27 protein-coding genes are annotated in these 21933 nt (G+C 71.0%); 12 read left to right on the forward strand and 15 right to left on the reverse strand.

Annotation, left to right across the window (positions count from 1 at the left end):
• Complete coding sequence (locus tag IFY26_RS07720) at positions 1 to 381, reverse strand: DUF6394 family protein (protein ID WP_232548413.1); 381 nt, start codon at positions 379 to 381, stop codon at positions 1 to 3.
• 142 nt (positions 382 to 523) lie between these two features.
• Between IFY26_RS07720 and ychF the strand changes: the two genes are divergently transcribed.
• The 6 genes from ychF (at position 524) to IFY26_RS07750 (ending at position 3970) form a co-directional block, all read left to right on the forward strand.
• A complete protein-coding gene (ychF, locus tag IFY26_RS07725; RefSeq protein ID WP_232548414.1) occupies positions 524 to 1597 on the forward strand; it encodes a redox-regulated ATPase YchF in 1074 nt (357 codons plus the stop codon).
• Positions 1598 to 1637: 40 nt separating this feature from the next.
• Positions 1638 to 1919, forward strand: a complete 282-nt coding sequence (locus IFY26_RS07730; protein WP_232548415.1) for a type II toxin-antitoxin system RelE/ParE family toxin — start codon at positions 1638 to 1640, stop codon at positions 1917 to 1919.
• A gap of 8 nt (positions 1920 to 1927) precedes the next feature.
• Complete coding sequence (locus IFY26_RS07735) at positions 1928 to 2227, forward strand: HigA family addiction module antitoxin (protein WP_416046561.1); 300 nt, start codon at positions 1928 to 1930, stop codon at positions 2225 to 2227.
• Positions 2228 to 2241: 14 nt separating this feature from the next.
• A complete protein-coding gene (locus IFY26_RS07740) occupies positions 2242 to 3030 on the forward strand; it encodes an SDR family oxidoreductase (RefSeq protein ID WP_232548416.1) in 789 nt (262 codons plus the stop codon).
• 119 nt (positions 3031 to 3149) lie between these two features.
• Entirely contained in the window at positions 3150 to 3461 is a 312-nt protein-coding gene (locus IFY26_RS07745; protein ID WP_232548417.1) for a HigA family addiction module antitoxin, read from the forward strand.
• Positions 3458 to 3970 (forward strand): P-loop nucleotide/nucleoside kinase family protein, encoded by a 513-nt coding sequence (locus IFY26_RS07750; protein WP_232548418.1) that lies wholly within the window; start codon positions 3458 to 3460, stop codon positions 3968 to 3970. Before IFY26_RS07745 ends, IFY26_RS07750 begins: the two co-directional genes overlap by 4 nt.
• A 4-nt stretch (positions 3971 to 3974) precedes the next feature.
• Here IFY26_RS07750 and IFY26_RS07755 read toward each other — a convergent pair whose 3' ends face one another.
• The gene (locus IFY26_RS07755; RefSeq protein ID WP_232548419.1) at positions 3975 to 4520 is read right to left on the reverse strand and encodes a GNAT family N-acetyltransferase; all 546 of its coding nucleotides are present in this window, start codon (positions 4518 to 4520) and stop codon (positions 3975 to 3977) included.
• Between the two features lie 393 nt (positions 4521 to 4913).
• Here IFY26_RS07755 and IFY26_RS17795 point away from each other — a divergent pair, with 393 nt between their 5' ends.
• The 4 genes from IFY26_RS17795 to IFY26_RS07770 all read left to right on the forward strand — a co-directional run bounded on the left by IFY26_RS17795 (position 4914) and on the right by IFY26_RS07770 (position 8214).
• The gene (locus tag IFY26_RS17795) at positions 4914 to 5039 is read left to right on the forward strand and encodes a hypothetical protein (RefSeq protein ID WP_269779241.1); all 126 of its coding nucleotides are present in this window, start codon (positions 4914 to 4916) and stop codon (positions 5037 to 5039) included.
• A 344-nt stretch (positions 5040 to 5383) separates the two neighbouring features.
• Positions 5384 to 5713 (forward strand): hypothetical protein, encoded by a 330-nt coding sequence (locus tag IFY26_RS07760; protein WP_232548420.1) that lies wholly within the window; start codon positions 5384 to 5386, stop codon positions 5711 to 5713.
• Positions 5714 to 5716: 3 nt separating this feature from the next.
• Positions 5717 to 6793 carry an ABC transporter permease family protein gene (locus IFY26_RS07765; RefSeq protein WP_232548421.1) on the forward strand — a complete coding sequence of 359 codons (1077 nt, stop codon included), beginning with the start codon at positions 5717 to 5719 and terminating at the stop codon, positions 6791 to 6793.
• A 20-nt stretch (positions 6794 to 6813) separates the two neighbouring features.
• A complete protein-coding gene (locus tag IFY26_RS07770) occupies positions 6814 to 8214 on the forward strand; it encodes an FtsX-like permease family protein (protein ID WP_232548422.1) in 1401 nt (466 codons plus the stop codon).
• A gap of 70 nt (positions 8215 to 8284) precedes the next feature.
• Here the strand turns inward: IFY26_RS07770 and IFY26_RS07775 are convergent, their stop codons facing one another.
• Complete coding sequence (locus IFY26_RS07775) at positions 8285 to 8707, reverse strand: GNAT family N-acetyltransferase (RefSeq protein WP_232548423.1); 423 nt, start codon at positions 8705 to 8707, stop codon at positions 8285 to 8287.
• Positions 8708 to 8830: 123 nt separating this feature from the next.
• Entirely contained in the window at positions 8831 to 9049 is a 219-nt protein-coding gene (locus tag IFY26_RS07780; protein ID WP_232548424.1) for a hypothetical protein, read from the reverse strand.
• 96 nt (positions 9050 to 9145) lie between these two features.
• Between IFY26_RS07780 and IFY26_RS07785 the strand changes: the two genes are divergently transcribed.
• Both IFY26_RS07785 and IFY26_RS07790 read left to right on the forward strand, forming a co-directional pair.
• Positions 9146 to 10141, forward strand: coding sequence for a class I SAM-dependent methyltransferase (locus IFY26_RS07785; protein WP_232548425.1), 996 nt, complete (start codon positions 9146 to 9148; stop codon positions 10139 to 10141).
• Between the two features lie 78 nt (positions 10142 to 10219).
• On the forward strand, positions 10220 to 11485 hold the full coding sequence (locus tag IFY26_RS07790; RefSeq protein ID WP_232548426.1) for a cytochrome P450: 1266 nt from the start codon (positions 10220 to 10222) through the stop codon (positions 11483 to 11485).
• Between the two features lie 111 nt (positions 11486 to 11596).
• On the opposite strand, the gene IFY26_RS18155 is transcribed toward IFY26_RS07790, so the two are convergent.
• The 11 genes from IFY26_RS18155 to IFY26_RS07845 form a co-directional block, all read right to left on the reverse strand.
• Positions 11597 to 12556 carry an NADPH:quinone reductase gene (locus IFY26_RS18155; RefSeq protein WP_232548427.1) on the reverse strand — a complete coding sequence of 320 codons (960 nt, stop codon included), beginning with the start codon at positions 12554 to 12556 and terminating at the stop codon, positions 11597 to 11599.
• A 40-nt stretch (positions 12557 to 12596) separates the two neighbouring features.
• Positions 12597 to 13448, reverse strand: a complete 852-nt coding sequence (locus IFY26_RS07800) for an SDR family oxidoreductase (protein ID WP_232548428.1) — start codon at positions 13446 to 13448, stop codon at positions 12597 to 12599.
• The gene (locus tag IFY26_RS07805) at positions 13445 to 13798 is read right to left on the reverse strand and encodes a winged helix-turn-helix transcriptional regulator (RefSeq protein ID WP_232548429.1); all 354 of its coding nucleotides are present in this window, start codon (positions 13796 to 13798) and stop codon (positions 13445 to 13447) included. Before IFY26_RS07805 ends, IFY26_RS07800 begins: the two co-directional genes overlap by 4 nt.
• Entirely contained in the window at positions 13795 to 14724 is a 930-nt protein-coding gene (locus IFY26_RS07810; protein WP_232548430.1) for an ABC transporter substrate-binding protein, read from the reverse strand. Before IFY26_RS07810 ends, IFY26_RS07805 begins: the two co-directional genes overlap by 4 nt.
• Before the next feature lie 22 nt (positions 14725 to 14746).
• Positions 14747 to 15415 carry an ABC transporter permease gene (locus IFY26_RS07815; protein ID WP_232548431.1) on the reverse strand — a complete coding sequence of 223 codons (669 nt, stop codon included), beginning with the start codon at positions 15413 to 15415 and terminating at the stop codon, positions 14747 to 14749.
• Complete coding sequence (locus IFY26_RS07820; protein WP_232548432.1) at positions 15412 to 16089, reverse strand: ABC transporter permease; 678 nt, start codon at positions 16087 to 16089, stop codon at positions 15412 to 15414. Before IFY26_RS07820 ends, IFY26_RS07815 begins: the two co-directional genes overlap by 4 nt.
• Positions 16086 to 16907, reverse strand: coding sequence for an ABC transporter ATP-binding protein (locus IFY26_RS07825; protein WP_232548433.1), 822 nt, complete (start codon positions 16905 to 16907; stop codon positions 16086 to 16088). Before IFY26_RS07825 ends, IFY26_RS07820 begins: the two co-directional genes overlap by 4 nt.
• Before the next feature lie 45 nt (positions 16908 to 16952).
• On the reverse strand, positions 16953 to 18146 hold the full coding sequence (locus IFY26_RS07830) for an S-layer homology domain-containing protein (protein ID WP_232548434.1): 1194 nt from the start codon (positions 18144 to 18146) through the stop codon (positions 16953 to 16955).
• A gap of 35 nt (positions 18147 to 18181) precedes the next feature.
• Positions 18182 to 19201: an S-layer homology domain-containing protein gene (locus tag IFY26_RS07835; protein ID WP_232548435.1), complete on the reverse strand. Its 1020-nt coding sequence runs from the start codon at positions 19199 to 19201 to the stop codon at positions 18182 to 18184.
• A 77-nt stretch (positions 19202 to 19278) separates the two neighbouring features.
• Positions 19279 to 20448 carry an amidohydrolase gene (locus tag IFY26_RS07840; RefSeq protein WP_232548436.1) on the reverse strand — a complete coding sequence of 390 codons (1170 nt, stop codon included), beginning with the start codon at positions 20446 to 20448 and terminating at the stop codon, positions 19279 to 19281.
• Positions 20449 to 20483: 35 nt separating this feature from the next.
• Positions 20484 to 21920: an alanine/glycine:cation symporter family protein gene (locus IFY26_RS07845; RefSeq protein ID WP_232548437.1), complete on the reverse strand. Its 1437-nt coding sequence runs from the start codon at positions 21918 to 21920 to the stop codon at positions 20484 to 20486.
• Positions 21921 to 21933: the final 13 nt, after the last annotated feature.

Consider the following 21933-nt stretch of genomic DNA (forward strand, 5'->3'; position numbering starts at 1 on the left):
TCAGCGGCGCATCGTGAAGATCTCACCGAGCAGGAGCACGACCGAGATCAGGTTGGCCAGCAGCGCACCGCCGGAGAACGACACCACCTGGCTCATCGCCTGACCGCCCATGCCGGGGCCGATGTAGACGGCCCACGTCCAGATGAGGGCCGCGACGAGGAGCTGCAGGTCGGCCACCAGGCTCGTCGCGAGGTGGACGGCGCCGAGCTGGGTGCGGTCGCCGAACTTGAGGATCGTCGCGATGACGCTGACGGCCAGCGCCGCGGCCAGGCCCCAGACGCTGTGCAGGTCGGGCCGGTCCATCTCGCCAATGAAGAAGCCGAAGTTCAGCGTGGCCGCGAGCGTGATGAAGAAGCCGAAGACGACCTTCTCGAAGTTCATGGGCCCCATCTCCTCGGTGGCCGATCCTGCGTGTCAGCAGTCACTCTAGGACGCCGCGGTGACGTTTTCGATCACCGTGGCGGGTGGTGGTGGGGGAGGGCCGAGGTGAGCGGCGGCGTCCGGGCCCGTAGAGTGGACTCCCGTGGCACTCACCATCGGTATCGTCGGCCTCCCGAACGCGGGCAAGTCGACCCTCTTCAACGCCCTGACCCGCAACACCGTTCTGGCGGCGAACTACCCGTTCGCGACCATCGAACCGAACGTCGGGGTGGTGGGGGTGCCCGAGCCGCGGCTGGCGACGCTCGCCGAGCTGTACTCATCGGAGCGGATCGTGCCGGCGACGGTGAGCTTCGTCGACATCGCGGGCATCGTGAAGGGCGCCTCGCAGGGCGAGGGCATGGGCAACGCGTTCCTGGCGAACATCCGTGAGGCGGACGCCATCTGCCAGGTCACGCGCGCGTTCAGCGACGACGACGTGACGCACGTGGACGGCGCCGTGAACCCGGCATCCGACATCGAGACGATCACGACCGAGCTGGTGCTGGCCGACCTGCAGACGCTCGAGCGCGCCATCCCGCGCCTGGAGAAGGAGGCGCGCATCAAGAAGGAGGCGCAGCCGAAGCTCGCGGCGTGGAAGGAGGCGTACGCGACGCTGTCGGACGGGACCGGCATCTACGCGGCCGACCTCGACCCCGAGCCGCTGCGCGAGCTGTTCCTGCTGACGGCCAAGCCGTTCATCTACGTCTTCAACTGTGACGCCGACCAGCTGGCCGACGCCGCGCTGCTGAAGCGCATGGCGTCCGTCGTGGCCCCCGCCGAGGCGATCTTCCTGGACGCGAAGTTCGAGTCCGAGCTGGTGGAGATGGAGCCCGAGGAGGCTGCGGAGTTTCTCGCCGAGGCCGGCGTGGACGAACCGGGCCTCGACAAGCTGGCGCGTGTGGGCTACGACACGTTGGGCCTGCAGAGCTATCTCACGGCGGGGCCGAAGGAGTCGCGGGCGTGGACGATCCGCAAGGGCGCGACGGCGCCCGAGGCGGCCGGCGTGATCCACACCGACTTCCAGAAGGGTTTCATCAAGGCCCAGGTCGTGAGCTTCGACGATCTCGTGGAGTTCGGTTCGGAGTCGGCGGCCAAGGCGGCGGGACGCGTCCGGTTGGAGGGCAAGGACTACGTGATGGCGGACGGCGACGTGGTGGAGTTTAGGTTTAACGTGTGACGTTATTGACGCAACGCGTTAAGGTTGCTAACTTGGGCGCGTGATCAGATCCTTCGGTGACCGCGACACCGAGCGAGTCTGGTTACGTGAACGGGCCCCCAAGCTCGATCCCCGGATCCACAGGGTTGCCAACCGAAAACTCCATCACCTGGACGCGGCGACCGATCTCAATGCTCTCCGCGTACCACCGGGGAACCGGTTGGAGGCTCTGACAGGCGATCGATCGGGACAGCACAGCATCCGCATCAACGACCAGTGGCGGATCTGTTTCGTCTGGACCGATGCCGGACCTGAGCACGTCATCATCGAGGACTACCACTGAGGCGCACCATGACTGAGAAGCTCTACCCTCCGATTCACCCTGGCGAGATCCTCCAGGAGGACTTCCTGGACGGGTTCGGCATCACCCAGCACAAGCTGGCTGTTGCTGTCGGAGTGCCGCCGCGCCGGATCAACGAGATCGTGCACGGCAAGCGCCGGATCACGGCAGACACTGCGCTTCGCCTGGGTCGCTACTTCGGCATGAGTGCTCAGTTCTGGATCAATCTGCAGGCGCGCTACGACCTGGAGGTCGAAATGGACATGCTCGGCGACTCGCTCGACCGCATCGAGCCGCTCCAGTTGGCATGAGTGCCCCGCCGCTCATGGGGCGGGTGGCGCTCGTCACGGGGGTGAGTCGCAGGCAGGGGATCGGGTTCGCCATTGCGTCCAGGCTTGCCGCACGAGGGTTTGAGCTCTTCGTGACGCATCATCGGCCCCATGACGAGGACCAGCCATGGGGTGGGGATGATCTGGAGGTCCTCATGGAGGAGCTCCGTGCGCAGTGCGTCGACCCTGGTCAGCGCGTCGTCGATATGGGTGTGGACCTGGCGGAGGACGGGGCGCCCGAAGCGGTGGTGGGGCAGGCCGTGGGCGAGTTCGGTCACGTCGATGTGCTCGTCTGCAACCACGCCCGGTCTGGTGGCGATGGGGTCATCGGCGACCTCACAGCTGAGATGCTGGACGCGCACTGGGCGGTCAACGCCCGGTCGTCGATCTTGCTGGTCCAGTCGTTCGCTGCCCAGCATGACGGTCGTCCCGGAGGTCGAGTGGTATTGATGACGTCCGGCCAGGGGCTCGGGCCCATGCCCGGAGAGGTGGCCTACGCGGCGTCCAAAGCGGCGTTGGCGGGGGTGACGATGACGCTTGCCGACCAGCTGGCTGACGTTGGCATCACGGTCAACACCATCAACCCTGGCCCGGTCGACACCGGCTACATGACCCCGGAGATGATGGCCCACGTGGCTCCGATGTTTCCCTTCGGGCGGATGGGAGCGCCGGACGATCCGGCCCGCTTGATCGAGTGGCTGGTCAGTGACGAGGGGCAGTGGATGACGGGCCAGGTTCTCAACACCGAGGGTGGGTTCGCACGCTGGCGGCCACCCTCATCATGACACCCGGAGTGCTCCTGGTGAACTTGAGCAGCGCAATGGTGACCGCCACTATCAGCACAGCTTCGGCGTCAACGATTAGTGGCGGATCTGTTTCGTCTGGAGAGAGTGAGGTCCCCACGATGTCGAGCTCGTCGACCACCACTGACCTGATGGACCCGATTCATCCGGGCGAGATCCTTTTGGAGGACTTCATCGAGGGATTCGGGATGACCGAGAACAAGCTTGCGGTTGCCATGGGCGTTCCGCCGCGGCGGATCATGAAGATTGTCCACGGCAAGCGCGGCATCACGGCTGACACCGCAGTTCGTCTGCGTGCCGTCAGCACGACCGCGGAGTTATGGATGAATCTCCAGAGCCATGACGAGCTGCGGCTGGAGCGGCACGCTCTCCGCGATCAGATCGGCGGCCTTCAGCCGCTGCGGACAGCATGAGCCGCCTCGTTGTGGTCTCCGGGCTTCCTGGGACCGGCAAGACGACGCTGGCCAGGAGGCTCGTCCGGGAGCTGCGCGCCGTCTACCTGAGGGTGGATGTCGTGGAGACCCCGCTGGCTCGGGCCGGGATCGACGTCGGACCGCTTGGGTACGAGATCGTTCGCGAGCTGGCGGCATCGAATCTGGCGCTGGGGCTGCCGGTGGTCGTCGACCTGGTCAACCCGTTGCCGACCACCCGCAGGATCTGGACGGGCTTGTCCGCCGAGCTCCAGGTGGGGCTGATGGTCTTCGAGTGCCAGGTCCCGGACGCTGAGGAGCATCGGCGTCGCGTCGAGACCCGCCAGCCCGACCTGCCCGGCCAGGATCTCCCCACCTGGGCGGATGTGCTGGCGCGCGAGTACGTGCCCTGGGACGAGGTCCGGGACGGCCGGCGGGTCCTGGTCGACATGACGGATACGGAGGCAGCGTGGCTCCACGCCCTCGAAGCCGTGACGCGCGAGCAATCTTGAGTCGTCAGCGGGCGCGCCACTGGGCATCGCTCATCGCATAGACGAGGTTGTCATCCCATGCCCCGCGGCACCAGTACGACCTTGGTGCCAGGGATTCGACGTGCATGCCCAGCCGCTCCAACAGCTTGGCCGACCGCACGTTCTGCGGTGACAGTTGGCCCACGAGCCGGTGGCATCCGAGGCGTTCGATGAGGTCGGTGACCACGGCGGACGCCGCCTCGAAGGCGTAGCCACGGCCTTGGTGCTCGGTTCGGAGCGTGAAGCCGATCTCCGCGACGCCGCCGTGCTCGTCGAGCCCCACGTAGAGGTCTCCGACGAGTTCGCCCTCGTGCTCGATCCCGATCTGACGCGGCTCGCCGGGGACGATGTCGGTCCAGGTGGACTGGGCCACGACAAGGCGTTCCACCCGTTCCCGTGTCACCGGCAGCTCCCAGTCCTGCAGCGCCGACACCTCTGGATCGTTGCGGTAGGCCAGGATCACGTCGATGTCGTCCTCGCGCAGGGGCCGCAGGATGAGACGTTCGGTGCGCAGAGGGTAGCCCGGACTCACGTCGGTCAGGTTATAGGCCCAGGGCACGCCGCGCTGTTCGGAGCGGCCACGCCTAGTTCCGAGCGGCCACGCACCGATCCGGTTCCGCAGGTGCGCACGGGCCAGCACGTCGGAGCCACACCTGGCATCGCGTTGGTGGTGCCCATGACAGGGGTGACCCTGCACCGTGGCCGACCGGCCAAGGCCTGCGCCCCCTTCGGCCAGGCAACCGCAGAATTCGTTGCCCCACCCCTGGGCAAGGGATTCGATGGTTCTCAGGTGATGCAGAGCTCCCTCTTCCGTGGGCGCCCCATCATCGCGGCGGTCACCGTGGCCGTCGTCCCGAACAGTCGCTCATGGACAACGGGAAATTCGTGATGGTGCAATCAGACAACTGAGAGGAGGTGAATCGGCATGGCCGACATCTTGGACCTGCAGGAGGATGGCGTCGCCACCCCCGAGGAGGAGAAGCGCTCGATGTGCTCCTTCTTCTACTGCACCTCGAACCTCAGCTTGGTGCTGTGCCCTTGGCGCGTCTGAATGGCCCAGACCTGCCTCGCCGTTGAGCCGTTCGCCCCGCCCGACTTCTCGGGCGGGGCGATGTGCGCGAGGAGCCCCTGTTCACTTCCGGTCAGCGTTGGCGTCGGACCCGTGACTTCGGGGGTCCGCGTTGCTGGACTGTCGAACGGCAACGAACACCCCCGGGAAGGACACGTCATGGTGAGTCAGCTCCAGAAGCTTCTCTCACGCGCCGATCTGGCTCGGATGCGCCCCTCGAGCTGGCGGCCATCGGTCACGTCTCGGCGCCCAGCGTGACGGTGATGACCCGCCACCCCGCCCTGGCCGCAGTCCACGGCTTGGGCGCCCGCAGGGAGGGTTGAGCCGTGCACCGAATCCATCTCGCCGAGTTGCGGGACGCGTCGGCCGCGTGGGCCGGGGTGTCCATCGCGTTCGTCGCCGTCAATGCGGCCCTCGCCATGACCCTCACGATTTTGTACTCGGGCTCGGTTCGGCTTGCGGCCGGAGAACTGCCGCTGATGGCCGCGACGGCCTACACGATCGTGCAGGGGCTCAACGCCCTGGTCATCCGTTTCGTCGCCGTGCCGATCGTCGCCGGTGCCACCAGCTTGGTGGTCGACTCCCGTCGGGGCGCGCTGGCCAGGCTGGCCTTGTCGGGTGCCACGCCCGCCCAGGTGCGCGGAACCGTCACCTAGCTGGTGGCCGTGTCCCTGGTGAGCGCCGTCGTGGGGGACGCCGTGGGCCTCGCCCTGGTCGCGCCCATGCTGCGCCTGGTGGACTACTCGGCGCGCGCCGAACCCCTCCACGTCTCGATCGACCCCCTCTATTCGCTGCTCCCGCTCATCGCGGGGAGTCTGCTCTGCGTCTTGGTCGCGGTGATCGGCGGCGGCAAGCAGGCCCGCCTGGCCAGTGAGATCCCTCCCGTGGAGGCACTCCGCCAGTCCCTGGCGCCGACCCGTTCGGGGCGGCTGACGACTGGGGGCTGGATTCGGTTGGTGCTGCTCGCACTGCTGGTTGCCGGTCTGTTCGCCTCCGTGCCGCTGCAGGTCGCCCACCGGTACAAGGAGACCGTCAGCAACCTGCTGATCCTGGGCTTCTTCCAGATCGTCATCTGGGGTGCGCTCCTGGCGGTGGTGGCTCCATGGGTCATCCAGCCCCTGACGTCGGCCTGGACGCGGTGGGTGCCGTCCCGCGCGCCGGTCTGGCTGCTTGCCCGGGCCACCGTCGCCGCGCGGGTCGAACGGCTGTACAAGTCGGTCGTTCCGGTGATGTTCACGATCGGCATCGCGGTCGCGTCGGTGGGGTTGGGCGCGTCCATGGTGGACACGTTGGCCGCGTCGATGGCCGATGTCCGGCTCGAGGGCTCGAGCTGGGAGTCGCTCGTCATGATGTTCGGCGCTCCGCTGTCCATCGCGCTGGCAGGCGGGGTCGGAGCCCTGACAATGATGGGGAGCCAACGGTCGGCCGATCTCGCGCTGGCCGGCGTTGTGGGGGCCACCCCCGCGCAACGCACCCTCATCCCGCTGCTGGAGGCGGTCATCATCACCGGCAGCGCTGCGCTTCTCTCGCTTGGCATGGTCGTGCCCGCCTACGCCTTCCAGGCCTGGTCCCTCACGGCCGCCGGCCTCACCTACCGCCTCAACGTCCCGGTCGTGGTCGGTGCGGTGGCGGTTGCGATCTGCCTCGTCGTCACGATCGCGGCGACCGTACTGCCCACCCTGCGCTCCCAGCGGTCGCCCGAGCCCAGGGTCATCATGCGACTTGTGGCCGCGTGACGCCACGAAAGGAATTCATCATGCATCGCGTGCATCTTGGCGAACTGCGGAACTCGTGGTCCGCCTGGGCGGGCGTCTCGGTCACGTTCGTGACCGTCAATGCCGCCCTCGCGCTCATCGTCCTCATGGCCTCGACCGGATTCGTTTCCGGGGATGCGGGCGTCGCGATCTATGCCGGCACCCAACTCGTCACCACCGGGTTCCTCATCCTGCTCGTGTCACTGCCCGTGCTGGCCTCGGCCACCTCGCTGGTCGTCAACGCCCGGCGCGGGGCGCTGGCCCGTCTCGCGCTCGTCGGCGCCACGCCGAGCCAGGTGCGCTCCACGCTCGTGAGCCAGCTCGTGGCCGTCTCTCTCGCCTCCGCGCTGGTCGGTGACCTCCTCGCCTTCGCCCTCGCCCGCCCGTGGATGGCGTTGGATGCCTGGGCGGCCCGCAACGAGGGCCTGGCCCTGCCGACGGAGCCCGGCCCGCACTGGGGGCCGGTGCTGGCCGTTAACGTGCTGTGCGCGGGCGTCGCCGTGCTCGCCGGTGCCCGGCAGGCGTCGTGCGCCAGCAGCATCCCGCCGATCGAAGCGCTCCGGCAGGCGATGGCCCCGATGCGTGACGCCCGGCTCACCGCGGGCGGCTGGGTTGCCCTCGTCGTGATCGGTCTGGGCGTGACCGGCGCGATCGGCGCCGTCGTCGTCATCTCGGCCCAGGGCAGCGTGTCGGTCGTGGGGCACCTGATCATGGCCGCCACCACCCTGGTGTTCGTGCTCACCGCCGGGCTGGCGGTGGCCGCGCCGGTGGTGGTGGCCCCGCTGACCCGTGCCTGGACGGCGCTGGTGCCCTCACGGGCCCCTGCCCGGGTGCTGGCCCGTTCCACCGTCTCCGCCCGGGCCGATCGGCTGTACAAGTCCGTGATCCCGGTCATGTTCGCGCTCGCCATCGGCATCGGCGTCACGGCCGTGCTGGATTCCTCACTCGCGTCCATGGTCGCGAGCGGTGGCGGGTTTGCCGAGCTGAGCACGCCGGCGATCGCTGACCTGGCTGCTCTGTTCGGCCTTCCGCTGGCCATCGCCTTCTCCTCGGGGATCGGCTCGCTCGTCATGATGGGCCGGCAGCGGGACGCCGAGCTCGCGCTGCTCGGCATCGTCGGCGGCACCCCCGCGCAACGCTCATGGATCCCCGTCTGGGAGGCCGTCATCATCACCGTCAACGCGGCGTTGCTCTCGCTGATCGTGACCGTGCCGAGCCTGATCTACACGTGGTTCGCGATCACGGCCGCGGGTGCGACCTTCGTCCTGGTGGTGCAGCCCTGGTTGGTGGCCCTGCTGGTGGGCGGCGGCATCGTCGGGACCGCGCTCACGACGGTGCTGCCGACCCTGCCCGCGCAACGGCTGCCCGAACCCCGCGTGGTGGCGCGGTTGGTGGGGGAGTGATGCTTCGGCGGCGCATGGTTCTCGCCGGGCGCCGCACCACATCGCCTTGACTCGCGCGGGCACGGCGCGCTCAGGTGAAGCGCAGGAAGGCGCGCAGGGAGGCGTCCGGCACGTCGCGAATCTCGGTGAAGCCGCGGGCCTCGTAGAACGCCCGTTGGCCGGGGTCGTCGTCGGTGATCAGCACCTGCTGGCGGACATCGGCGAACGGCTCGAGGACGGCGGCGAGCAGGGCGGTGCCGACGCCACCGCGCTGGTGGTCGGGTGCGACCAGAATGTCCTGGAGGTACACGATCGTCACGCCGTCCCCCACCACCCGGGCCAGGCCGACGAGGTCGTCGCCGACGCGGGCGCACACCACCCGCAGCGACCGTCCCACGGCCGCGTGGAGCCGGTCGGGATCACGGGTGTACGCCTCCCACCCGACGCTGCGGTAGAGCTTCACCAGTTCGTCACGGCCTGGGATCTCGTGGGTGGTCAGCGTGGGGGTGTTCACGGTGCGACGCTAGCCCAGCCCCCGCCTCCGGCCGCGCAACCGCGCCGTCCGAGGTGCCCGGGGGAGAAGAGCCGTGCCACGCGACGGGAGCGTCGCGGACTGGGGGGAGCGAGGTGACCGGGGTCAGCCGGCCCGGCCGGCGGCGTCGACGCCACCGGTCGGGTCCGTTTGACTCTCCAGCCAGTCACCCGACTCGTTGATCGTGTCGGCGTAGGAATCGACCACCGTCTCCGTGGGGTCGGGGTCGGCGTCCACCCGTGCCGCGTCGGGGGTGCGCTGCGCGAACTCGGCGTCGCGGTTCAGGTCGTCGGGGGATCCCGCCTGGTGGGGATGGTCGGTCACGATTGCCTCCTGGGGTCGCGTCACTGCGGTGGTCGCATCGTAGGTCGCTCCCGGCCGTCATGTCGGCGATCGGCGCAGGTGAGTTAGGGTCCGATCATGCCGGATGCGATCTTCGACCACCCGCGCGTGGCCGCGGTGTACGACGCCCTCGACCCCGACCGCAGCGACCTCGACGTCTACGCGGCGATGGTCGAGGAGTTCGGCGCGGCCAGCGTCCTCGACATCGGTTGCGGGACGGGAACGCTCGCGACGCTGCTGGCGGCGCGCGGCGTCCGGGTGAGGGCCGTCGACCCGGCCGGCGCCAGCCTCGACGTCGCCCGCACCAAGCCGCACGCCGACGCCGTGACCTGGGTGCACGGCACGGCGCTGGACGCCCTGCCCGTGCAGGTCGACCTGGCGTTCATGACCGCCAACGTCGCCCAGGTGTTCGTGGGTGACGGCGCCTGGCGCGACGCTCTCACCGCCGTCCGCGCGGCCCTGGTGCCCGGTGGACGCCTCGTGTTCGAGTCCCGCGACCCGGACGTCCGCGCCTGGGAACGGTGGACGCCCGAGCGCACCCGCCAGGTCGTCGACGTGCCCGGTGAGGGCCGCGTCGAGGAGTGGATCGAGGTGACCGGGGTCGGCGACCGCACGGTGACGTTCAGCTCACCGACGGTCTTCCACCGCGACGGCGTCCGCGTGGAATCGACCTCCACCCTCGTCTTCCGCACCCGCGCCGAGCTGACCCGCTCGCTGGAGGAGGTCGGGTTCGTGGTCGACGAAGTCCGTGACGCCCCGGACCGCCCGGGCGCAGAATTCGTCTTCGTCGCCCGCAAGACCTCCGATGCTGGCGACGCCGACTCCGTGCGCAGGCTGCGCCGCCGCAGGGACGCCGCCGAGCTGTTCGCCGACCTCGACCCGTGGGGACTCATCGAGGGCGGCGCTCCCCGCGACGAGTACAGCCCCGAGGTGGACGCCCTGCTCGACCTCGAGCGGCCGGTGACGCCCGACGAGGTGCAGGCCACGTTCACCCGGATGGCCCAACCGGTGGACATGGTGGACGCCTTCGGCCTGGCCGACGCGTTCAACGCCGTCCTGGCCCGGCACCCCTGACGGGGCCGCCCACCGAGCGCAGCCAGGTCACTGCGGCGTCCTCCGACTACGGTGGGCGTGAGCCGTGAAGGAGAGCCCATGAGCAATTCCACCGAGGTCCCCCTGCGCAACCGAGCCGCGCTCGTCGGCCGGCTCGCCCTCGCGCGCGGGTACACCGCCTGGCACGCCTGGGGGCGCCGCGACCCGCTCATGGCCCTGTTCACCCCCGCCGGGCGCCGCCAGCGCTACCGGCTCTACGAAAGGTTGCGCGCCGAGGGCCCCGTCGTCCGTAGTTCGGCCGGCATGGCGTCGGTGGTCAGTCACCCGCTCGCGGACGGCCTGCTCCGCAGCCGCGACGTCAGCGTCCGCGTGGGCCAGCAGAACCCGGCGGAGCAGATCCTCGACCTCTCCCTGCTCGAGCTCGACCCGCCCGACCACACGCGGCTGCGTGCCCTCGTCGCCCCCGCGTTCACCGCGCGGCGGATGCGCGAGCAGGAGGATCGGATCAGTGCCGCCGTGGACGCCCTCGCCGACGACCTGGCCGGCCAGCTGGCCCAGGGCCCGGTCGACCTGATGGCCGCGTTCGCCAAGCCGCTGCCCGTCATCATGATCACCGCGCTGCTCGGCATTCCCGACGCCGAGGTCGACTCCCTCAACCGGTACGGCGACGCGATCGGCCGGGCGCTCGACGGGGTGGCGTCCCTGCGTCACCAGCGCGAGATCACGGAGGCCAAGGTCGAACTGGCGGCGCTGTTCGAGCGCCTCATCGCGCTGCGCCGCCGCGAGCCGGGCACGGACGTGATCAGCCAGTTGGTGCAGGCCGAGGACGGCGACCAGCTCACCCACGCCGAGCTGATCGCCCTCGCGCAGCTGCTGCTCCTGGCGGGGTTCGAGACCACGGTGAACCTGCTCGGCAACGGCGTCTCCGCGCTCATGGACCGCCCCGACCTGTGGAAGCGGCTCGCCGACGACCCCGATCTCGCCGAGCGGGCGGTCGACGAGACGCTCCGGTTCGACCCGCCGGTGCAGTTGACGGGGCGGACGCCGACGCGCGACCTCACCGTCGACGGCGTCGACTTCGCCCAGGGGCAGGGGCTCGTCATCCTCCTCGCCGCAGCCAACCGCGACCCCGAGGTGTTCGAGCGGCCAGGGGAGTTCGACCTGGACCGCCCCAACCTGCGCGACCACCTGGCCTTCTCGACCGGCATCCACCACTGTGTGGGGCGTCCGCTGGCGGAGATGGAGGGACGCCTCGCGCTCGCCGCCCTCGCCCGCCGGGCCCCGAACCTGCGCCGCGCTGCGGCGGAGACGCTCGGCGACGGCGTCGTGATCAACGGTCGCGCGACGCTCCCCGTCCGCGCCTGACTCCGGCACCCCCCTCGGCATTTGGACCCGGGGAAATGGCGCCATGGCGCCATTTCCTCGGGTCCAAATGCCCATCCAGGGGTCGGCCCCCAGCCCCAGCCTCCAGGGGGCTCAGAGGGACAGGAGCACCCGGGCCCGTGAGCCGGCGTCCACGCGATCGTGGGCCTCGGCGATCCGCTCCAGCGGGAACGTGACGCGGGGCACGTCCAGCCCCACGGCCAGGGCCGACAGGTCGCGTGCCGCCTCCGCGCGGGCCTCGGCGCTGAAGTCGTCGCTGCCCAGCAGCCGGATGGTCACGTTCGCGAACAGCAGCGGCCAGAACGGCAACCGCGGCTCGGCATCGCGCGTCGCGTAGGCGGCGATGGTGCCGCCGGGGGCGATCACGTCCACCGCCAGGCCGACGTTGTCGCTGAACGCCACCTCCACGATCCGGTCGACGCCGTCGGGAGCCAGCTCTCGCACCGCGTCAACCACCCCGTCGCCCAGCACCACGACCTCATCGGCGACGCCCGCGGCGGCGTCCACGTCGGCGTCCGAGCGCACACTGCCGATCACCCGGGCCCCGTCGCGGCGCGCCAGCAGCGCCGCCAGCCGTCCGACGCCGCCGAGGACGCCGTGCACGAGCACCGTCGCCCCGCGCACGGAACCGTCGGCGAACACGCACCGGTGGGCCGTGATGCCGGGGATGCCCAGGCAGGCTCCCACCTCGAGCGGCGCGGCGTCGGGGAGGTCCACCGCGTGGTCGGTCGGCACGCACACGAATTCTGCCGCCGTCCCGAACGCGCGGTAGGACTGGGCGCCCCACACCCACACGCGGCGCCCCACCCGGTCAGCAGGGACGCCCTCGCCGACGGCGTCCACCACGCCCGAGCCGTCGGAGTGCGGGATGACGAGGGGGAACGGAAGCCCGCTGCCCTGCCAGTCGCCCCGCTTCTTGGTGTCACCCGGGTTGATGCCGGAATGGGCGAGGCGGACGCGGACCTCACCCGGGCCGGGGATCGGCTCCGGCTGCTCGCCGACGACGAGCACGTCGGCGGCGGGTCCGCCGCGGGTGTACCAGGCTGCGCGCACGACGTTCTCCTCGGGGTCGGTTTCTCGGGGGGCGGGTGGGTCAGGACGCCAGGGTTCGGGCGAACTCCGCCACGGACTTCGCGGGACGCCCGAGCAGCGCGGGGACGTCGCCGGTGACCTCGGCGAGCGCCCCGGAGGCGACGGCGGTGTAGGTCGACACCCAGGCGTCGTACTGCCAGTCGGGTTCACCCGGCCACTGCGCGCGGCGGGAGGCGTGGGCGTCCTCGACCGTCTCGTTCTCGAACCGGTAGGGTCGCCCGGTCGCCGCGCCCAGCTCGGCCAGCGCGTCCGCGAACGTCAGCGACTCCGGCCCGGTCAAGGTGTACGTGGCGCCGGCGTGATCGGCGGCGGAGCGCAGCACCGTCGCCGCCACCTCGGCCACGTCGGCTCGGACGACGAAGGCGCACCGGCCCTCACTGGCGGGGCCGCGGACGACGCCGTCGGCGTCGGCGAAGGCGGGCAGCGCGTCGGCATAGAAGTTGTCGCGCAGGAACGTGAAACCCAATCCGGCGTCGCGGATGGCCGCCTCGGTGTGGAAGTGGTCGCGTCCCAGGGTGAACACCGCGTCGGGCGCGGCGGCCGCGAACGAGGTGTACACCACGTGCTTCACCCCGGCCTCGGCCGCGGCCCGCACGAACGTGCGGTGCTCCTCCAACCGGGTGGCCGACTCCCCGGCCGACACCATGAGCACCACGTCGACGCCGGTGAGGGAGTCACGCACCGCGTCGGCGTCCCCAAAGGTGGCCTGCGCGACGTCCGCGCCCGGCAGGTGCGGCGCTCGCGCGGGCGTCCGCACGACCAGCCGCAGGGGGACGCCGGCGGCGGACAACCGGCGGGCGACGGCGCCGCCGAGCTGGCCGGTGGCGCCGGTGACGGCAATGGGAACGGTCATGAGATCTCCTGTCGAGCGGCTTGCACGTCTGCTGCGTGGGCGCGGGCCCACGCGACGAGAGCGGCGGCGGCCGGGACGGCGGACGCCCCCACGTCGGTGAGTTCGTAGTACACCTGCCGGATCCCGCCGGTACCGGGCCTCCGGGACACCAGACCATCGGTCTCGAGATGGCGCAGGGTCGCGGTCAGCATCTTCGGGCTGATGCCGTCGACGCGTTCACGCAACGCGCTGAACCGCGCCCGGCCGTCGCCGAGGGCGACGAGCACGAGCACGGCCCAGCGGTCGGCCACCGTGTCGAGGACGGACCGCGACGGGCACAGCCGGTTGAACGGGTCGTACGCCGGGGTCACGCCAGGCCCTTGGCCGCCAACCACTCCGAGGCGATGTCGGCGGAGCGACGCTGCTCGTTCACGCTCTGCGCATTGAGCTCCTGCAGGTCGCTGGCGCTCAGCTGGGCGTTGACGTCGTCGAGCACGGCCTCGGCCTCCGCGTCCACCCGCTCCGAGACCAGGGGCAGCACGTTCTGGGGCAGGATCAGGCTCTCCGGGTCGTCGAGCACCACGAGGTCGTTGTCGGCGATGGCCGGGTCGGCGGTGTAGAGGTCCGCCACCTGGGTGGTTCCGTCGAGCAGCGCGCGCAGCGTGAGCGGGCCGCCCGAGTCCTCCACCGGCGTGAGGGCGATCGTGACACCGTAGGCCTGCTGCACGCCGTCGGGGCCGTAGGGGCGCGTCGCGAACTCGCTGTTGGCGGCGATGGTCAGCCCATTGATGCCGGCGAGGTCGCCGATCGCGGTGAGGTTGTGCTCGTCGGCGAAGGCGCGCGTCACCGTGTAGGAGTCCTGGTCGGACGCCTCGGCCGGCGTCAGCACCCGCAGCCCGTCCGGCAGCTCCTGGCCCAGGGCCTCGACGATGGACGCGGTGTCGGTCACCTCGGCATCGGAGTTGTAGTACTGCAGCAGGTTGCCGCCGTACTCGGGCATCACATCGAGATCGCCGGCCTCGAGCTCGGGCAGGTACACCTCACGCTGGCCGATCTGGTACTCGCGCTCCACGGTGTAGCCGGCGCCCTCGAGCGCCTGGGCGTAGATCTCGGCGATGATCTCGTTGCTGTAGTACGCCTGCGAGCCGACCACCAGGGTCGTGTCGCCGGTCGCGGCGCCCGGGTCGGTCGTGGCGGGGGAGGTGCCCATCGGGTCGCTGGTGCCGCAGGCGGCCAGGACACCGAGGCCAGCCACGGCGGCGACCGCGGTGAGGGTGCGGCGGGAGAACACGGACATGGGGATTTCCTTTCGGGTGGGGTCAGCGGGTGGTGCGCAGGCCCGCCGGGGTGGCGAACCTTTGGAGGAGGCCGAACGCGATGTCGGCCACGAGGGCGAGCCCCACGACCAGCAACGAGGCGGCGAGCATCTGCGGGTAGTCCTGGGTGCGGAGCCCCAGGAAGAGGAAGCGGCCGAGCCCACCGGCGCCCACGTAGGCGGCGAGCGTCGCGGTGGCGACGACCTGGAGGAACGCGGAGCGAATGCCGCCGATCAGCAGCGGCATGCCGAGCGGCAGCTCGACACGGGTCAGCACCTGCCACTCCGTCATGCCGGCGGCGCGGGCGCCGTCGACGGCCACCCGGTCGGCCGCCTCGACGCCGGCGTAGGTGCCGGCCAGGATCGAGGGCAGGGCCAACGCGACGAACGCGATCATGGGGCCGACGAGTCCGATGCCGAGCAGCAGGCCGAGCAGCGTCACCAGGCCGAGGGTCGGGAGGGCGCGGGCCGCGCTCGCGAGCCCCACGGCAAGGCCGCGGCCGCGTCCGGTGTGGCCGACCCACAGGCCGGCCGGCACCGCGACGAGGCAGGCCAGCAGGACGCCGACCACCGAGTAGCCCAGGTGCTCACCCAGGCGGGCCCAGATGCCGTTCGGGCCAGCCTGGTGGGCGGGGTCGGCGATCCAGGCGAACGCGTCGAGAAGGTAGTTCACGGCGCCACCTCCGCCTGCGTCGGCGCGACGACGGCCGCCGCTGCCGGCCGCGTCCACGGCAGCACCAACCGGCCGAGGGCCACGAGGAGGGCGTCGACGACCAACGCCAACGCGATCGTGAGCACGATGCCGGCCAGGATGGAGGGCATGATGTTGCGCTGGAAGCCGTCGGTGAACAGCATGCCGAGGCTCGGGACGCCGAGTACGGCGCCCACCGTGACCAGGGAGATCGTGCTCACCGCCACCACCCGCAACCCGGCCAGCAGGGTCGGGCCGGCGACGGGCAGCTCCACGGTGAGGAAGCGGCGGACGCCGCCGTACCCCAGGGCGTCGGCCGCATCGACGACCCGCGGGTCGACCGAGCGGAGGGCGTCCGCCGTGGCGGGCACCATCAGCGCCAGACCGTACAGGGTGAGGGCGACGATGATGTTGGTCGCATCCCGGACGCCGGTGCCGATCACCAGCGGCAGCACGACGAACAGCGGCAGCGAGGGGATGGCGTAGAGCAGGCCGGCCGCCGAGAGCAGGGGCGCGCGCAGCCAGCGGACGCGCCCGGCCAGCCAGCCGACGGGCAGGGCCAGCAGGAAGCTCGCGACGATGGGAGGCACCGCGAGCAGCAGGTGGCTGACGAGATGGCCACCGATCACGTCGAGGTTGTCGCCGATCCACCTCATGGTGCGGGCTCCTCGGCCAGGACGCCCACCGCGCGGCCGTGGCCGTCGACGAGGACGCCACCGCCGTCGGGGGAGCGGTGCAGGGTCCGCTCACCCTGGGCCAGGCCGATGAATCCGGCCACGAAGTCGTTCGCCGGGTGCGCCAGAATCTCCTCCGACGTGCCGCGCTGGGCCACCTGGCCGCCATTGGCGAGGATGATGATCTGGTCGCCCAGCGTGAAGGCCTCCTCGACGTCGTGCGTCACGAACACGATGGTCTTGCCGAGCTCGGACTGGATGCGGCGGAGCTCGGCCTGGAGGTCGCGGCGGACGAGGGGGTCGACGGCGCCGAAGGGCTCGTCCATCAACAAGATGTTGGGGTCGGCCGCCAGCCCGCGCGCCACGCCGACGCGTTGCTGCTGGCCGCCGGAGAGCTGGTTGGGGTAGCGCCGAGCCATGCTCCGATCGAGCCCGACCAGGTCCATGAGCTCTTCGGCGCGGGCGTGGGCCTCCGCCTTGGGCGTCCCGTTGAGCAGCGGCACGGTGGCGATGTTGTCGATGACGCGGCGGTGCGGCAGCAGGCCGGCGTTCTGCATCACGTAGCCGATGCTGCGGCGCAGGGGCACCACGTCACGCTGGGCGATGTTCTCGCCGTCGATGGTGATGGTGCCCGAGGATGCCTCGACCATGCGGTTGACCATGCGCAGGATGGTGGTCTTGCCGCAGCCCGAGGAGCCGAGGAGCACGGTGGTCTGGTGGGGTGGGAACTGGCCAGAGAAGTCGTCGACGGCGACCGTCCCGTCCGGGTACTGCTTGGTGACGCAGGTGAACTCGATCACGAGACAGCCTCTCCTGAAGGTGGTAACCGGAAGTTACCACAGTGGTCAAGGCGCAGTCTGCCCCGCGGCCGTTCCGTGGGACGGGGCTGGTGCGGAGGCCTCCGCGCGCGAGGGTGCCAGCCGGACCGCGGCGGCGTCTTCCATGACCGGCAGCTCCATCCCGGCCGCGACCACCACGTCGGCGACCACCACGTCGGCGGCCACCACGTCGGCGGGCACCGCACCCGGGCCGTCCGCGGTGCCGGTGGTCGCCAGGCGCGTGGTCGCCAGGTCAGCGGGCGCGCCGAGCGGCGAGACCGTGTCGTCCGGGGTGTTCGCCACGATCAGCCAGTGCAGCCGGAAGAGGAAGGCGGCCATCGCATCGCGGGCGATCGGGGTGAGGGGCCGGAACGTGCCGTCCTCCCAGCCCGTCGCGATGCCCGAGCTCGCGAGCCAGGCGATCTCGGCGTGGAACGGGTTGTCGGTGGCCACGTCGACGAACACCGGTGTGGTGGGCGGCGTGGGGGCCGCCACGGTGCCGGCGAACCAGTGGTCGTGGAAGAACCGGTACACGAAGGCGGCCATCGCGTCCCGGTTCACCGGCGTGACCGGGCGGAAGGTACCGTCGGGGTAGCCGGTGGTGATGCCGGTGGCGGCGAGCCAGCCGATCTCCGCGGCGAACTGGTCGGAGGGAGCCACGTCGGCGAACGGCGCGGTGCCGGGCGCTGGCGGGACGGGTCGCCCGGCCATCCGGTGGAGGAAGGCGGCCATGGCATCGCGGTTCACCGACGCACCGGGGCGGAAGGTGCCGTCGGGGTAGCCGGTGGTGATGTCGTTGGCGGCGAGCCACATCACCTCGGTGTGAAACATGTCCTGGGCGGGGACGTCGGGGAACGCCGGCGTGAGCGCGGTGAACGCCGCTTGGTGGCTGGCTTGGTCGCAGGTGGCCTGCACCAGCACGAAGGCCTTCTCCTGGAAGAGGAGCGTCGTCTCGAAGGAGTCCGCGGGGGCCAGGGTGAGGCCGGTGGCCAACCGCAGCCACGGCGTGTTCCAGTCGTCGAACAGCCAGATCTCGCAGCCGGTCAGCGGCGCCGTGCCCTCGTTCACCACTCCCAGCTCGACGGTGCCGAGGGCCGGTTCATCGGCGTACACGGCGAGGGCGGAATAGGCGGCGCGCGCGGTGGGTGGCCCACCCAGCCAGGTGCCGAGCAGAACGAGAACCCCGAGCAGGGCGGCGCTCGCGCGGGATGTCACGGTCACGGGGTCTCCTCTGGGTGGGGCAACGGCGGCGGTGGTCAGTCCCGACCCGCGCGGGCCGGCCGCTCGGCCAGGTCGAGCGCGACACGGGCCGGCCCGGCCGGCCCGGCTGGAGCGTCGGGCTCGGCGGTGTCGGCGTTGGACACGATGACCAGGTGCTCGCGGAACAGGAAGGCGGCCATGGCGTCGCGCGCCACGACGTCGTGGGGACGGAACGTGCCGTCCCCGTAGCCCGTGGTGATCTCGTACTGTTTGAGCCAGGCGATCTCGCGGGCGAAGGGGCTGGCGAGGGGCACGTCCACGAAGGGGGCGACGGTCGGCGTCCGGTGGGGCGCGAACCGCCCCGGGAACTGCTGGTCGTAGAAGAACCGGAACAGGAACGCGGCCATGGCCTCCCGCGAGACCGACACCTTCGGCCCGAACGTGCCATCGGGGAATCCGGTGCTGATGCCGGTGGACGCCAGCCAGCACACCTCCTTGTAGAAGGGGGCGTCCGGCGCCACGTCCGAGAACGGGGATGCGGCGGGCAACGACACGGTCGGCTCGCCGGCCAGACGGTAGAGGAAGGCGGCCATGGCGTCACGGTTGATCGGCTCCCCGGGCCGGAACGTGCCGTCGGGCCACCCCGTCGAGATGCCCTCGGACGCCAGCCACATGATCTCGGAGTGGAACGCCAGCCTCGCCGGCACGTCGAAGAATTCCGGCGTCCGCGTCCAGAACGGCACGCCGTAGAGGTCCTCGGCGCACCGCGCCATGCCGATGTAGTACCCCCGGGGCACGGCCTGCCGCTCGAACCGTCGGTACTCGTTGACGCCCAGGGTGACGCCGGTCGCCAACGTCGCGTAGGTCCGATTCCAGTCGTCGACGATCGTGACGGTGCAGTCGGTCAGCGGGGCGTCACCGGCATTGCCCACGTCCACGAACGACGTGTCGCCCGCCTCACCGGCCAGGATGTCGAGGTAGGGGCCGGTGACCGCGCGCGCCGGAGCGGGGGCGGCCACCACGGCCAGCAGCGCAGCGGATGCCAGTGCGGCGCCGAGCCGGCGCAACGGGTGCATGGAAACCTCCTGGTTGTTTCGCGTGGCCCCAGTGTGACCCACCGCCGCGGGCGGTGCACCCCGGGCGCCGGGCGGGGTCAGGAACGGGTGGCCCACCACGGAGTGCCCGTGGCGGCGTCGTAGCGGTAGACCTCCCGGCCCTCGACCCAGGTGCGCAGCACCCGGTTCCGCAGATCGAGCGGGTCACCGGACCACAGCACCACGTCGGCGTCCTTGCCCTTCTCCACCGAACCGACCCGGTCGGCCACGCCCATCACCGTCGCGGGGTTCACCGTGATCGTGCGCAGCGCGTCGACCGGGTCGAGGCCGTCACGAACGGCCAGGATCGCCTGGGTGACGAGGTGGTCGATCGGCACCACCGGGTGGTCGGTGATGATCGACACGTCGACGCCGGCGCGGGTCAGGATGCCCGGGGCGGCCGTCGTCCGGTCACGCACCTCGACCTTCGAGCGCGAGACGATCAGCGGGCCATAGAGCACGGGGACGCCGCGGGCCGCGACGAGATCGGCGATCTTCCAGCTCTCGGTGCCGTGGTCGAGCACCAGGTCGTAGCCGAACTCCTCGGCCATGCGCAGCGCCGTGGCGATGTCGTCGGCCCGGTGGCAGTGCTGCCGCCACGGGATCTCGCGGTTCAGCACGCGCAGCAGCGCGTCGTGCACGAGGTGCGGCTCGGCGTCGCTCTTGGCGCCGTGGTTGCGCGCCTCGGTGAACGCGGTACGAATCGTCAGGGCGGTGCCCAGCCGTGTGGAGGGCGTCTTCTTCTGTTCGCCGTAGACCCGCTTCGGGTTCTCGCCCAGCGCGGCCTTGAGCCCGGACGGCGAACGCATCACCATCTCGTCCACCACGCGGCCCCACGTCTTGATCGCGACCGTCAGGCCACCGATCGGGTTGCCCGACCCGGGGTTGACGTTGACCGACGTGACGCCGCCCGACACCGCGTCGTCGAAGCCCTTGTCGAACGGGTTGATCGCGTCGAGGGCGCGGGCCGCGGCCATCACCGGGTTGGTCATCTCGTTCGTGTCCTGCCCCGCCCAGCCCTCGCCCTCCTCGTGGACGCCGAGATGCACGTGGGCGTCCACGAACCCGGGCAGCAGCCACGCGCCCGCGGCGTCCACCACCTCGTGGCCGCGCGGCACCTTCACCTTTTCGCCAAGGGCGGCGATGCGGCCGTCGGTGAGGACGACCGTGCCGTCGAAGGGCTCCCCGACCACGGGGACGACATGGGCTGAGGTGATCGCGACGTTCATGGCGACGACCCTAGCCCGTGCCTGTGACAATCCACTCAGGCCGCTGCCCCACGCCAGGCCGGGGCGGCGTCCGGATCGGGCAGCACGGCGGAGGAGAAGGCGTCCGGGGGTGCGCCGTCGCCCCGACGCACCCTCTCTTCGTGATCGGCCAGCGCCGCCCGCACCCACCCCGTGAGCGCGACCAGTCCGGCGAGGTTGACGACCGTGATGAGCGCCATCGCGGAGTCCATGAGGATCCAGACGTGGGGGAGCGCCTGCACCGCGCCGATGCCGGTCGTCGCCACCGTCACCGCCGCCAGGACGAAGCGCGACCACCGGGGCCCGCCGAGGAAGTCGAGGTTGACCTGCGCGTAGGCGTACGCGCCCAGGATGGAGCTGAACCCGAAGAAGAAGATCATGACCAGCATCGGCCAGCTCGCCCACGCGCCGAGTTGGCCCACCACGGCGTTCGTGGTGAGCGAGGCCGCCTCCTCGCGCGGCGTCACGCCCGGCACGTAGCCGCTGGCGTCGGTCGACAAGATGATGAACGCCGTCGCGGTGCAGATCACCATCGAGTCGATGAAGACGCCGAGGCTCTGCACGAAACCCTGCTGCACCGGGTGCGCCACGGTGGCCGTGGCGGCGCCGTTGGGCGCGGTGCCCATGCCGGCCTCGTTGCTGAACAGGCCGCGCTGGGCACCGTTCAGCAGGGCCGCCATGACGCCCCCGCCGAGCCCGGCCAGCCCCTCGCGGAGGCCGAACGCGCCGGCGAGGATGTCCCCGAGGAACGCCGGGACGTGGGTGAGGTTCGCCACGATCACGGCCAGCGCGATCGCCACGTAGGCGAGCGCCATGAGGGGCGTGATCAGCTCGGCGGCACGCGCCACCCCGCGCACCCCACCGAACACCACCAGCGCCGTGAGCGCGGCGACCACGACGCCCGTGACCCCGGTGGGGACGCCCTGAGCCGCCTCGAGCGCCACCGCGATGGTGTTCGACTGCACCATGGGCATCGCCACCACCATCGCGAAGATGAGCAGCACCGCGAACAGGACGCCCCACCCGCGCGAACGCAATCCGACGCTGACGTAGAACGCGGGCCCGCCCCGGAACGTGCCGTCCGGGGCACGCACCTTGAAGACCTGCGCCAGGGTGGCCTCGGCGAACCCGGTGGCCATGCCCACGGCCGCCACCACCCACATCCAGAAGATCGCGCCCGGGCCGCCGAGGATCAGCGCGAGCGCGACCCCGGTGATGTTGCCGATGCCGATGCGGGTGGCCATGCCGATCGCGAACGCCTGGAACGACGAGATGCCGCCCTGCGCCCCGGCTCGGGAGCGCGTGAGCGAGCGCACCATCGCGCCGAAGTGGCGCACCTGGACGCCCCGGGTCGCGATCGTGAGCCAGAGGCCGACCGCGACGAGCAGCCCGACGAGCCCGTACAGGTAGACCTGCCCGTTGATCCGGTCCAGTTCGGCGAAGAAGGCGTCCACCCCGGCAGGGTAG

It is taken from the genome of Propioniciclava soli (assembly GCF_014858005.1).
In the GTDB taxonomy this organism is placed as follows: Bacteria; Actinomycetota; Actinomycetes; order Propionibacteriales; family Propionibacteriaceae; genus Propioniciclava; species Propioniciclava soli.